General features: G+C 47.5%; 9 protein-coding genes and 6 tRNA genes. 7 read left to right on the forward strand and 8 right to left on the reverse strand.

Annotation, left to right across the window (positions count from 1 at the left end; all coding sequences use genetic code 11):
• Positions 1-83: 83 nt before the first annotated feature.
• Complete coding sequence (locus tag D8682_RS21970; protein ID WP_121815133.1) at positions 84-1,022, forward strand: LysR family transcriptional regulator; 939 nt, start codon at positions 84-86, stop codon at positions 1,020-1,022.
• A gap of 119 nt (positions 1,023-1,141) precedes the next feature.
• Here the strand turns inward: D8682_RS21970 and D8682_RS21975 are convergent.
• From D8682_RS21975 to D8682_RS21990, 4 genes are all read right to left on the reverse strand, one after another.
• Positions 1,142-1,217 (reverse strand) — tRNA-Lys (locus tag D8682_RS21975).
• A gap of 3 nt (positions 1,218-1,220) precedes the next feature.
• A tRNA-Val gene (locus D8682_RS21980) sits at positions 1,221-1,296 on the reverse strand.
• A gap of 33 nt (positions 1,297-1,329) precedes the next feature.
• A tRNA-Val gene (locus D8682_RS21985) sits at positions 1,330-1,405 on the reverse strand.
• Between the two features lie 61 nt (positions 1,406-1,466).
• Positions 1,467-1,542, reverse strand: a tRNA-Val gene (locus tag D8682_RS21990).
• Positions 1,543-1,802: 260 nt separating this feature from the next.
• Between D8682_RS21990 and gltX the strand changes: the two genes are divergently transcribed.
• The gene (gltX, locus tag D8682_RS21995) at positions 1,803-3,218 is read left to right on the forward strand and encodes a glutamate--tRNA ligase (protein ID WP_064544606.1); all 1,416 of its coding nucleotides are present in this window, start codon (positions 1,803-1,805) and stop codon (positions 3,216-3,218) included.
• A 63-nt stretch (positions 3,219-3,281) separates the two neighbouring features.
• Here gltX and D8682_RS22000 read toward each other — a convergent pair whose 3' ends face one another.
• A complete protein-coding gene (locus tag D8682_RS22000; RefSeq protein WP_064544608.1) occupies positions 3,282-3,635 on the reverse strand; it encodes a YfeC-like transcriptional regulator in 354 nt (117 codons plus the stop codon).
• A gap of 221 nt (positions 3,636-3,856) precedes the next feature.
• Between D8682_RS22000 and D8682_RS22005 the strand changes: the two genes are divergently transcribed.
• From D8682_RS22005 to D8682_RS22020, 4 genes are all read left to right on the forward strand, one after another.
• A tRNA-Ala gene (locus D8682_RS22005) sits at positions 3,857-3,932 on the forward strand.
• Between the two features lie 48 nt (positions 3,933-3,980).
• Positions 3,981-4,056, forward strand: a tRNA-Ala gene (locus D8682_RS22010).
• Positions 4,057-4,334: 278 nt separating this feature from the next.
• Positions 4,335-6,512: an EAL domain-containing protein gene (locus D8682_RS22015; protein WP_238392786.1), complete on the forward strand. Its 2,178-nt coding sequence runs from the start codon at positions 4,335-4,337 to the stop codon at positions 6,510-6,512.
• Between the two features lie 41 nt (positions 6,513-6,553).
• Positions 6,554-8,194 carry a diguanylate cyclase gene (locus tag D8682_RS22020; protein ID WP_121815135.1) on the forward strand — a complete coding sequence of 547 codons (1,641 nt, stop codon included), beginning with the start codon at positions 6,554-6,556 and terminating at the stop codon, positions 8,192-8,194.
• Positions 8,195-8,238: 44 nt separating this feature from the next.
• Here D8682_RS22020 and D8682_RS22025 read toward each other — a convergent pair whose 3' ends face one another.
• A complete protein-coding gene (locus tag D8682_RS22025) occupies positions 8,239-9,426 on the reverse strand; it encodes a NupC/NupG family nucleoside CNT transporter (RefSeq protein WP_064544614.1) in 1,188 nt (395 codons plus the stop codon).
• 350 nt (positions 9,427-9,776) lie between these two features.
• On the opposite strand from D8682_RS22025, the gene D8682_RS22030 reads away from it, so the two are divergent.
• A complete protein-coding gene (locus tag D8682_RS22030; RefSeq protein WP_121815136.1) occupies positions 9,777-11,015 on the forward strand; it encodes an Nramp family divalent metal transporter in 1,239 nt (412 codons plus the stop codon).
• A gap of 42 nt (positions 11,016-11,057) precedes the next feature.
• Here D8682_RS22030 and D8682_RS22035 read toward each other — a convergent pair whose 3' ends face one another.
• Complete coding sequence (locus D8682_RS22035; RefSeq protein WP_064544618.1) at positions 11,058-11,414, reverse strand: DUF2502 domain-containing protein; 357 nt, start codon at positions 11,412-11,414, stop codon at positions 11,058-11,060.
• A gap of 152 nt (positions 11,415-11,566) precedes the next feature.
• Positions 11,567-12,556, reverse strand: a complete 990-nt coding sequence (gene mgrA, locus D8682_RS22040) for an L-glyceraldehyde 3-phosphate reductase (RefSeq protein ID WP_064544620.1) — start codon at positions 12,554-12,556, stop codon at positions 11,567-11,569.
• Positions 12,557-12,700 lie beyond the last annotated feature (144 nt).

Raw genomic sequence — 12,700 nt, forward strand, 5'->3', positions numbered from 1 at the left:
CTCAAACTGTTATCGCCCCATTGTGCTTTTATCGTTTTTAGAAATAAAATTGATTTATTGAATACATTAATGAAAAAAAACAGATGAATTACTCTCTGCGTCAGTTAAAAGTCTTCGTTGCCGTGGCTCATGCTGGAAGTTTTAGCCGGGCAGGGGAGCAAATTGGCCTGAGCCAATCGGCAGTCAGCCACAGCGTGAAAGAGCTGGAAAATGAAATAGGCGTAAAACTGTTGGATCGCACCACGCGCGAAGTTGTGCTGACGGATGCGGGCCAACAACTGGCAGCACGGCTTGAGCGGTTGCTGGAAGAGTTGACCAGTACATTGCTGGACACGCGCAGTGTCGGCCATCAACTAAGCGGTACCGTGCGAGTTGCGGCAAGCCAGACTATTTCCGCTCATTTGATGCCACAATCTATTGCGGCGGCGGCACTGAAATATCCTGCTATTCGCTTCGTGCTACATGACCGTCCGCAGCAGTGGGTGCTGCAAAGTATTCGCCAGGGGGAAGTGGATTTTGGCATGGTTATCGACCCCATTCAGGCAAGCGATCTGGATTGTGAGGCTGTGCTATCTGAGCCTTTTTTATTACTGTGCCGTAATGACCATCCATTTGCTGCCTGCAAACAGGTTCCATGGCAGGAGCTACAAGGTACAAATCTGGTTTTGCAGGATTATGCATCGGGCAGTCGACCATTGATCGATGATGCATTAATGCGCCAGGGCATTGAGGCAAATATTGTGCAGCAGATAGGTCATCCGGCGACACTGTATCCTATGGTTGAAGCTGGAATCGGCATTAGTGTACTTCCCGCACTTGCATTGCCATTACCGCAAGGCCGGCCATTGGTTGTGCGGCCACTTGTCCCGGTGGTGGAGCGGAAATTAATGCTGGTACGGCGCAAAAATCGCTCGCTATCGCGTGCAGCGGAGGCGATTTGGCAGGTTGTCCGTCAACAGGCCCAGCAGTTAACTGCAGCGCGCCAGGGCGATCCGCTATTTGATAATAATGAGGTTTTGTAGGGGGAAATTAGCGTAAGCGGCAATGTTGTTTCGCAGCACTCAGCTTGAACCTGCCGTAGGTTCAAATCCCGCCCGAATCGCGTATAGCAAAAAGGCGCCTTTAGGGCGCCTTTCTACATTGGTGGGGCGTGCAGGATTCGAACCTGCGACCAATTGATTAAAAGTCAACTGCTCTACCAACTGAGCTAACGCCCCGAATGGTGGGTGATGACGGGCTCGAACCGCCGACCCCCTCCGTGTAAAGGAGGTGCTCTACCAACTGAGCTAATCACCCAAACTTCGGTACTGCTATCGCAAGAGTAGATAATGGTGGGTGATGACGGGCTCGAACCGCCGACCCCCTCCGTGTAAAGGAGGTGCTCTACCAACTGAGCTAATCACCCAAATCTTATCTCTTACTGTACTTCTTAATGACTACACACTGCGGTATCACTCACTAATGAATGGTGGGTGATGACGGGCTCGAACCGCCGACCCCCTCCGTGTAAAGGAGGTGCTCTACCAACTGAGCTAATCACCCCCGCTGTGTGGAGTCGCATTATAGGGAGAGTTGAAAATGAGTCAACGCCTTTTCTAAAGATTTTGTTTGTTCGTCGTAAAAATAAACAATGCGATCGCGAAATATCCATTGGTGATTGATTTATCACCAGAATATAAGGATTGCTGAGAACACAAGGTATCGACATTGAGGAATCAGCACACAGTGGTAGAATGTTTTCGACTAAATATTCCCTGGCATTTGCCGGTTTCCCGGCACTTTTGCGTAATTAAGGCCGTTTAATGAAAATCAAAACTCGCTTCGCGCCAAGCCCAACAGGCTATTTGCACGTTGGTGGCGCTCGTACTGCTCTTTACTCATGGCTTTTTGCTCGTAACCACGGCGGCGAGTTTGTGCTGCGTATAGAAGACACTGATCTTGAGCGTTCAACCCCAGAAGCTATCGAAGCTATTATGGATGGCATGAATTGGTTGAGCCTTGAGTGGGACGAAGGCCCGTACTACCAGACCAAACGTTTTGATCGCTACAACGCGGTTATCGATGAAATGCTGGAAGCGGGCACAGCGTATAAATGTTACTGCTCTAAAGAACGCCTTGAAGCGCTGCGCGAAGAACAAATGGCGAATGGCGACAAGCCGCGTTACGATGGCCGCTGCCGTCACGGTCATGAACATCACGCGGCAGACGAACCTTGTGTGGTGCGTTTTGCCAACCCGCAAGACGGTTCTGTGATTTTCGACGACCAGATCCGTGGCCCAATCGAATTCAGCAACCAGGAACTAGACGATCTGATCATTCGCCGTACCGACGGTTCCCCAACTTATAACTTCTGTGTGGTGGTCGATGACTGGGATATGGAAATCACCCACGTTGTTCGTGGTGAAGACCATATCAACAACACACCTCGCCAGATCAACATCCTGAAAGCGTTGAATGCACCTGTTCCGGTATATGCGCACGTATCTATGATTAATGGCGATGACGGTAAAAAGCTTTCTAAACGCCACGGTGCCGTAAGCGTCATGCAATATCGTGATGATGGTTATCTGCCTGAAGCTTTGCTGAACTACCTGGTACGCTTGGGTTGGTCACACGGCGATCAAGAGATCTTCACGCGTGAAGAGATGATCAAGCTGTTCACCCTTGATTCAGTCAGCAAATCTGCCAGCGCATTTAACACGGAAAAATTGCAGTGGTTGAACCACCACTACATTAACCATTTGGCACCTGAATATGTTGCCACGCATCTGCAATGGCATATCGAGCAGCAAAATATTGATACCCGTAATGGCCCGCAATTGGCTGAACTGGTGAAACTGCTTGGCGATCGCTGCAAAACTCTGAAAGAGATGGCTGAAACTTGCCGCTACTTCTACGAAGACTTCAGTGAGTTTGATGCGGATGCTGCGAAGAAACACCTGCGTCCGGTTGCGCGTCAGCCACTGGAAGTGGTGCGTGACAAACTGGCAGCGTTAACTGACTGGACAGCAGAAAACGTGCATAACGCAATTCAGGCAACAGCTGATGAACTGGAAGTGGGTATGGGCAAAGTTGGCATGCCACTGCGCGTAGCGGTTACTGGAGCAGGGCAGTCACCTGGTCTGGATGTCACCGTCCATGCAATTGGTAAACAACGTTCTATTGCGCGTATCAACCAGGCGCTGGAATTTATTGCACAGCGCGAAGCACAACAGTAACGCGTACGGTAATAAAGAGTACTTGCTAACAAGCCGGCTTATGCCGGCTTTTTAATACTCGTCTTATTCATCACGAATACTTAAACGTTTTAAAACTCCCGCAATTCCTTCCCGAAGAAGCAGTGCAGACAACTTTTCTTGCTCAACTATCGACATCTGTTTCATCGAATTAAGCAGAAGGCCTTCCAGGGAAGTGTCATTAACATGGTAGTTGCTGTGTTTCTCAGAAACACGTTTTGCACTATTAATAAAATCGCGTACACGTTCGTCAACATGAATCAGCCGAGCTTTACCACCTTGAACACCGGGTTTTTGCGTGGTGAGCCAACATTCTTTACGTACCCATTTGTTGATTGTTTGACGACTGTAACCGGTAATTATCGCCAGCTCTTCTGGGGTCATACGTTCCTTGAGCACAGTTTTTCCTTAAGTCCAAAGGGGTTATTAGTGGTTCATTTTAGAGGATCATTTTACTGGAAACTGTGACAGGATTAACTACAGCATCATGATATGCAATTAGCTTTGTTCACATTGTTTGCTTTTTCGACGATCAACCGCAGAACAAGAATTTGCCGTTGACACTGTTGAATGGGTTTCATATGATGCCGCCCGTCGATACGACACGGTGTTCACGGTATGGGGCTATAGCTCAGCTGGGAGAGCGCTTGCATGGCATGCAAGAGGTCAGCGGTTCGATCCCGCTTAGCTCCACCAAATCTTAACCAGCAAGATTTGAACCGTTTACACAATAAGACCCTTCGTGGGGCTATAGCTCAGCTGGGAGAGCGCTTGCATGGCATGCAAGAGGTCAGCGGTTCGATCCCGCTTAGCTCCACCAAAATATAAAACCCTCGCCTGATGGCGGGGGTTTTTTCGTTTTAATAACAAAAAAACTCAAAATCACCGCACACCAGCGACATTTATTACACATCTATTCACCTAGTGAATATATCAAACTATTTCTCTTTGTTGGGATGTGTAAAAGATGAAGTAAATTAAAGAGATGTGGTATTTCGCAAACTTGATCTGCGCAATAAATAAACGTATTATTCATCACCGAATAACGCTGCCAAACAATGCAGAATACTCACTCCAGAGCTTATGACTTTCCGAAAAATGATAAAAAAATCCGTCACAGCACTGGTTTTAAGCCTTCTGCTTGTTCCTCTTTCTCGCTACATCTCACCCGCTACAGTTGTTGAATCTAAGCAGATTTATCTCGCATACCTTCCAATAAGTTTCATGATCGCGATGGTGCTTATCTATGGGCGGTTAGGTATTATTCCGTTAATAATAGCTTCAATCGTCGCATATTCATTCTGTTTGAAAATATCCTGGTTTGCGGTGGTGGTATTTGTCCTTTGTCTGGTCTCTGCAATATCAGTTTGTTGCATGATGGCTCGTTATTATCTCGGTGCACGCTGGCGTCATGGTTTAGCAGATAAAGGTATTGGCATCAGGATATTTTGGCTTGGTTTTGTTGTCCCATTCTTTATTAAAATATTGATGTATATTTCCGGAATATATATTCATTTTCCTGCTCGGGTTGCAGCGTATTTCGGTGATAACTCACTTATTTTCATGGTGGTCGATTTCCAAAGCCTGGTTGCCGCATCGCTTATTTTTACCCCTTTATTCTATTACCCATTAAGGATGATCCTGAATCCTTATTATGCGCGCGCATTCTGGCTCCGTTGTGTGGTGCGTGATTTTGTTGGGCCGCGCCGTTGTTACTCCTTGACTTGGGTCTTTTGCTTAATAACCCTGCTGGGGGTTTTGTGTTCCTCCTGGGGGGTTCTGCAGGTTTCTGGCTATCTGGTACCGGTCATCTTCGTGCTATTTGCTCTCGGAATCCGCCATTTCGGCCCGCGTATCATGGGGCTAATGTGGGCGATTTCTGCATGGTTATTGCTGACCTATAACGATGGTTTCCTGTATGGGGTAAATACTGAATTTGCTCTGTCCTTTATTCTCTCGGTATTTATCTCATTTAGCGTCTGTATGGTGTATATGACGTCGATGTTCAAGAAAAATGAGTGGATGAAGCGTATTTATCGTTCGCAAGCCCTGACTGACCCCTTAACTCAGTTACCGAATATTCGTGCGCTGGAACATCATGTGCAATGTTACCCAAAAGGGACGTTGTGTTGCTTGCGTATGTCTAATCTGGAATTTTTAAGTCGCCATTATGGCATGATGATGCGTATTGACTGTAAACGTATTATCACCAGCCAATTAACCCCTTTGCTACATCAAGGTGAACAGGTATTTCAATTACCTGGCAGTGAATTATTAATATTTTTACATACTCAGGATGCTGCTGCACGCCTCGGCAATATGGTCGATACACTCAATAGTAAACAAATAAAATGGCATAACACCATGCTGGACATTGAGTACAGTGCATCTTATAGCGCTATCGATAATGACCTTGTTGAATTACACCATACATTAGGGCAATTAAGTTATCTGTCTGAACAGGCTTGTGCCAGCAGGCGTGTGCTAAGTCTGAATACCCGAATTGAAGATGTTTCAGGCCAGACGACAGATCGCGTTTTACTTCTGCAAAAAATTAAACATGCTTTGAATGATGAACAATCTTTTGTGCTGTATGCCCAACCCGTTATGAATGTGCAGGGGAAGGGCTATCACGAAATACTCAGTCGTTTAATATTAGAGGGCGAAGTTATTACGCCGGATAAGTTTATTCCTGTGATCACTGAATTTAACCTCAGTACCCGCTTCGACATGCTAATCATGAAGAAACTGGTGAGTTTCCTGCAGCAACATGCTGTTGAAAGCCAACAACCGCGTTTTTCTGTCAATCTTATGCCGTTGACGTTAATGCAAAAAGATATCGCCCAGGACATTGTTTCCTTGTTTGCTGAATATCAGGTGCCAACCTGCAGTGTAATTATTGAAGTTACTGAGGAACAGGCATTTTCAGAATCAGAAATCTCAATGCAGAACATCACGCTGCTGCGTGAAAGCGGCTTTAAAATTGCTATTGATGACTTTGGCACTGGCTATGCCAATTACGAAAGACTCAAACGGCTTCATGCGGACATTATCAAGATTGATGGGTGTTTCATCAAAGACATCACATCGGACTCGCTTGATCCGCTGATTGTTAAATCAATATGTGACATGGCACAAGCGAAGCAGCTCAGTGTCGTTGCCGAGTTTGTTGAAACTGAAGAACAGCGCACCCTTTTGCTTAGCCTTGGCGTAGAGTTTTTACAAGGTTATCTGATTGGCAAACCAGAGCCTCTTAATACAGTCCATACTTTTTAAGGTAGCAGTATGTTGCGAGCATCTGATCACAGGACTTTATTGTGAGCACTTCCAGAGCGAATAGATTCCGTTTACCGTTGGCCAACACACTGCGTGTTATTCATCTGTGCTTTATTTTTGTTTTTGTCCTGACCGCCATATTGTTCTGGCAGCAAGGGCAGTTGTTTAGCCAGGGTTATCGCACCGGGCAGTTAAGCCACCTGGAAAGCGTGATTGCGCGGCTTGAAAGCAGAGCACAATACAAGGTTGATAATCTTCGCTATTTAAAACGAATTTTTATTGAAGCGATGGATGATCCGATTTTTCCTGGTAGCCCGGTGGCTCCCTGGGAAGTCAATGAGAATGCGATTCAAAGGCCACTATGGATAGGCGAGTTACCCCTGCCTGATACTGTCACTGAAGATGAAGCTTTTCAGGGCAAAGAATCACAGGAAGTGCGTAATCAACTCAATGGGTTGCGTAAAATACAGGGGCTTTTCCCGCTGGCAACCGGGGAACATGAACTGCTTGCCGATTTGTACTATATCTCGCGTGAAGGTGAATTTATCGCCTCTTTATCGCAAGAAGTTAACGAGCAACTGATCAATAGTTATAACCCGCACGAAAAGCAGGGTAGTTTCGTATTGGCTTCACCGCTTTTGAATCCCCGGCGCGCACCGTTCTGGACGCGGCAAAACATCGCTAACAGCGATGAGACAGTGATTAACGCGGCGATACCAGTCGATTTTGGTGGTGAATGGGTCGGGTTGTTGGGCATTGCATTTGATAATCAGTCAGTACAGAAATTTCTTGCCTCTTCATTACCTGAAGGGACGCAAAGTGCCTACCGATTATATGATGAGCAGTTAAAACCGCTGACAAAAGCGGTGGGTGCGGAAAACAACGTACAGCTGAACGTGGAGCAGAAGAAAACCATTCTCAAGATGTTGATTGATAAACCGCGCGGCACTTTCCGTTCCGGGTCGGTATTTATCACTTTTGGTAAACTGAGAGGGACACACTCGGTTCTGGTGAGCACCCAAACCCTGAGCCAGGGGCTGCACGAAGATTTTGGGCGATTCAGTCTACTTCTCGTCACGATGTTTTTGATTTTTGTGCTTTCTCTTTTAGGAGCACATCGCATTATTTGCCGCCTGGTGGGCAATATGGGCAATTTACAACGTGAAATGCAGCATCATGCGCTTCACGATGATTTGACCGGAGTACTTAACCGGCGTGGTTTCTTCGAGAAAACATCGCAAGTCAGCCCTAATTATGTCGATTACACCCTCGTTCTGTTGGATCTCGATCACTTTAAAAAAGTCAATGATATGTATGGACACCAGGTCGGTGACAATGTGTTGATCCACGCCACTGGGCGTATCCAGCGTGCCATACGTAAACAGGATATTTTGGGGCGTATAGGCGGTGAGGAGTTTTGTATTTACCTGCCAAACTCTGACCTTAAAACCGGGATCATGGTGGCGACACGTATCAAATGGGAGCTTGAGTCATCGGCGTTGATTCTTGAAGATGGCTCGCAGTTACCTGTCACCGCATCGCTGGGTGTCGCGTCGTATCGCGAGCATCCTGAATACATGCTTGAGCAGATCCAATCCCTTGCGGATATGCGTATGTACAGGGCCAAAGCACGCGGAAGAAATCAGGTGTGTTGGTTGGGTGAAGATAAATTTCAGGCATAAAAAAACCGAGGCGTAAGCCTCGGTTTTTGTTTGTAGCGTCAGGATTACAAGAACAGGCCTGCAATAGAAGCAGACAGAATGCTCACAAGCGTTGCGCCATAAACCAATTTCAAGCCGAAGCGAGAAACCACATTACCTTGTTCTTCGTTCAGGCCTTTAATCGCACCAGCGATAATCCCGATAGAAGAGAAGTTAGCAAACGACACCAGGAACACAGACAGGATACCTTCCGCACGTGGGGAGAGCGTACCCGCCAGTTTTTGTAGATCCAGCATCGCAACGAATTCGTTCGATACCAGTTTGGTTGCCATGATACTGCCAACCTGCAGGGCTTCATGTGAAGGAACACCCATCACCCAGGCTATTGGATAGAAGATGTAACCCAGAATGCCCTGGAAGGAGATACCGAAGATAGCTGCAAACAGTGCGTTCAATGCAGAGATCAAAGCGATAAAGCCAATCAGCATTGCGGCAACGATAATCGCAACTTTAAAACCTGCCAGGATATATTCACCGAGCATTTCGAAGAAACTTTGACCTTCGTGCAGATTAGACATCTGCAGGTTTTCTTCGCTCTCTTCAACACGGTATGGGTTGATAAGAGATAACACGATGAAGGTACTGAACATGTTCAATACCAGCGCTGCGACCACATATTTAGGTTCGAGCATCGTCATATAAGCGCCGACAATCGACATGGACACAGTAGACATGGCCGTAGCGGACATAGTGTACATGCGGTTGCGGGACATCTTACCGAGAATATCCTTATAGGCGATAAAGTTCTCTGACTGTCCCAAAATCAGTGAGCTTACGGCGTTAAAGGATTCCAGTTTACCCATACCATTCACTTTAGACAGAAGGGTACCGATAAAGCGGATAACAATTGGCAGCACGCGAATGTGTTGCAAAATACCAATCAGCGCAGAGATAAAGACGATTGGGCAAAGTACTTTCAGGAAGAAGAAGGCGAGTCCTTCGTCATTCATCTTACCGAATACAAAGTTTGTCCCTTCATTAGCGAACGACAGGAGTTTCTCAAACATTTCTGAGAAGCCTCTCACGAAGCCCAGGCCCACTTCTGAGTTCAGGAAGAACCAGGCGAGAATGAGTTCGATCACTAACAATTGAACGATAAAGCGAATACGGATCTGCTTACGATTGCTGCTGAGCAACAAAGCAAGCAACGCAACCACGGCAAGCGCTAAAACAAAATGCAGAACGCGGGACATATTTGCTCCAAATATTATGAGGCAGGTTTAATTTCGTTGCACATTCTATGTAACAAGCAATAAGAAAACGAGAGCAATCGCACACTATAGTAATGACATGTGACCAATCTCAAAATTAGTGATCAACCATACATTTCTGCTATGTTAAGTAAAGAAGGTAAAAGTTGCGTCAATGCACATATCTTCATAATAGTTGTTGTCTTCATTGTGGTTCGTTAATCGGCGCCTAAAAATCCCTCATTGTTTCAAACTATAGAAGAAATCAGTTTTTGTCCCTTAAATGAATTTGATAATCATTCTCACTTTTGCTAGCTTGAAACATAGCAAAGGCTATATCTCAGAGGCAGATGATGACTAATACTCGCGTTGAAAATAGTGGTACTCGCACAGCGCGCAGATTACGCCTGGCGTTGATGGGGCCGGCTTTTATTGCTGCCATTGGTTATATCGACCCTGGTAACTTTGCCACCAACATCCAGGCGGGGGCCAGCTTTGGCTATAAATTGCTGTGGGTGGTGGTCTGGGCCAACCTGATGGCGATGCTCATCCAAATCTTGTCTGCAAAACTCGGCATCGCGACCGGTAAAAATCTTGCCGAACAGATTCGCGACCATTATCCGCGCCCGGTCGTCTGGCTTTACTGGGTACAAGCCGAAATTATTGCCATGGCGACAGATCTCGCCGAATTCATTGGTGCGGCGATTGGTTTTAAATTAATCCTCGGTGTTTCTTTATTGCAGGGCGCGGTGCTGACAGGTATTGCCACGTTCTTAATCTTGATGCTGCAACGGCGCGGCCAAAAACCACTCGAAAAAGTGATTGGCGGGTTATTGCTATTTGTCGCAGCCGCTTACATTGTCGAACTCATTTTCTCACAGCCTAAACTGGTGGATCTGGGCAAGGGTATGTTGATCCCGAGCCTGCCAAACAGCGAAGCGGTATTTCTGGCGGCGGGTGTGCTTGGCGCCACCATCATGCCGCACGTTATCTATCTGCACTCGTCGCTCACCCAACATTTACATGGTGGCAATCGGGCTGAACGCTATTCAGCGACCAAATGGGATGTGGCGATAGCAATGACCATCGCCGGATTTGTTAACCTGGCGATGATGGCCACCGCCGCCGCGGCATTTCACTTCACGGGCCATACCGGTGTTGCTGACCTCGACGAAGCTTATCTCACACTGCAACCGTTGCTCAGTCACTCGGCGGCTACCATCTTTGGTTTAAGCTTAGTTGCTGCGGGCTTGTCGTCTACTGTGGTGGGGACGTTAGCCGGGCAAGTGGTGATGCAGGGCTTCGTGCGTTTTTATATCCCGCTATGGGTTCGCCGCTCCGTGACCATGGCACCGTCATTCATTGTGATTCTGATGGGGCTTGATCCCACTCGCATCCTGGTGATGAGCCAGGTATTACTCAGTTTCGGGATTGCCCTGGCACTGGTTCCACTGCTGATTTTTACCAGCAATGACAAACTGATGGGCGATTTAGTCAATACACGCGTCGTGAAAACAACGGGGTGGGTGATTGTGGCGATAGTGGTTGCGTTGAATTTGTGGCTGCTGATTGGGACGGTGTTGGGGCTGTAAGAGTGAAAACGGTGGGGGTGATAATCCCCCCACCGTTAAGTATTAGTGGCGATGACCGCCGCCGTGACCATGTCCACGGCCACCACGTCCTGGGCCGCGATGGTCATCCCGGTCATTCCAGCCCGCGCGGTAGCCCTTCTCAAAGCTGCTACGGCCACGGTCTTTATACCAGCCACGATGGTAACCATTGTCATGACGGTGCCAACCGCGATCGCGCCATTCATAGTTACGATGCCAGTAATCGCGGTCCCTCCAGCCGCCACCATCCCAGTAATTACCGCGATAATCCTGATCGCCAATTTGAAGCTTCACCGACGGCAGCAGGGTGATTTCGCCCGCATTCGCCATCATCGGTACAGATGCCAGTAATGCAATCGCAAGAATCAGTGACCTGAACATACTCTCTCCTCATACACGGTAACCGCCAGGGCGGCTTGTTATCCGTATAGTAAGTTGTGGTAACTAAGTGTTTCATCGCCACAACTCCTAATTCGCAGGGTAGAGCACTTTTTGCTAATTTAGTTTAACAATTGACCATTCAATGTTAACGGTTACACTAAAATTTCTTCGATCTCGGCAAGCTCTGCGGCGCTGAAATGACGATTTGCTAACATCCCCACCGCATCATCAATTTGGCTGGTCTTACTTGCACCAATCAGAACCGATGTCACTGCGTCACCACGCAGTACCCACGCCAGCGCCATCTGCGAAAGCTTCTGCCCACGACGTTGTGCTATCGCATTCAATTTACGCACTTTTTCCAGTTTTACCTCGGTGAGTTGCTCAGCATTAAGGAACTTGCTGTCACTGGCTGCGCGGGAATCGGCAGGGATGCCGTCCAAATAACGATCGGTCAACTGGCCGCCTGCGAGAGGCGAAAACGCGATACTGCCGACGCCTTTCTCTTGCAGCACATCCAGCAAACCGCCTTCAACCCAACGCTCAAACATCGAATAACGAGGCTGGTGGATCAGGCATGGTGTACCCAGATCGTTCAGAATATCAATGGCTTGAGCAGCCAGTTCTGCCGGATAGTTTGAAATGCCGACATACAGCGCTTTGCCCTGGCGCACGATGCTATCCAGCGCGCGCATCGTCTCTTCAAGCGGGGTTTCCGGGTCCGGACGGTGATGATAGAAGATATCGACATACTCAAGCCCCATGCGCTTCAGGCTCTGATCAAGGCTTGAAATCAGATACTTACGAGAACCCCAGTCACCGTAAGGCCCATCCCACATGGTGTATCCCGCTTTTGACGAAATAATCAGTTCGTCACGATATGGAAGGAAATCTTCACGCAGGATGCGGCCAAAGTTTTCTTCTGCCGAACCTGGAGGCGGCCCGTAGTTATTCGCCAAGTCCAGATGGGTAATACCGCAATCAAAAGCACGGTGTAATAACTGGCGGCTGTTAGCCAGAAGCGTGGTGTCGCCAAAGTTGTGCCACAGGCCCAGCGAAATCGCCGGGAGTTTTAAACCGCTGCGTCCACAACGACGATATTCCATTGATTCATAACGTGCAGAATTTGCCTGATAGACCATGTTGGTTCCTTCGTCAGTAAAAATACCCAATTTAGTGTATACGTTTTCACAAGGTTTCTGGCTATCAGACTACACCGCAGTTAAGTGTAAATCCTTCTTTCCATAGCCTTATTCGTGTGGATTCTCGACAGCGATCACATATGC

The organism is Buttiauxella sp. 3AFRM03, from assembly GCF_003675305.1.
Taxonomy (GTDB): Bacteria; Pseudomonadota; Gammaproteobacteria; order Enterobacterales; family Enterobacteriaceae; genus Buttiauxella; species Buttiauxella ferragutiae.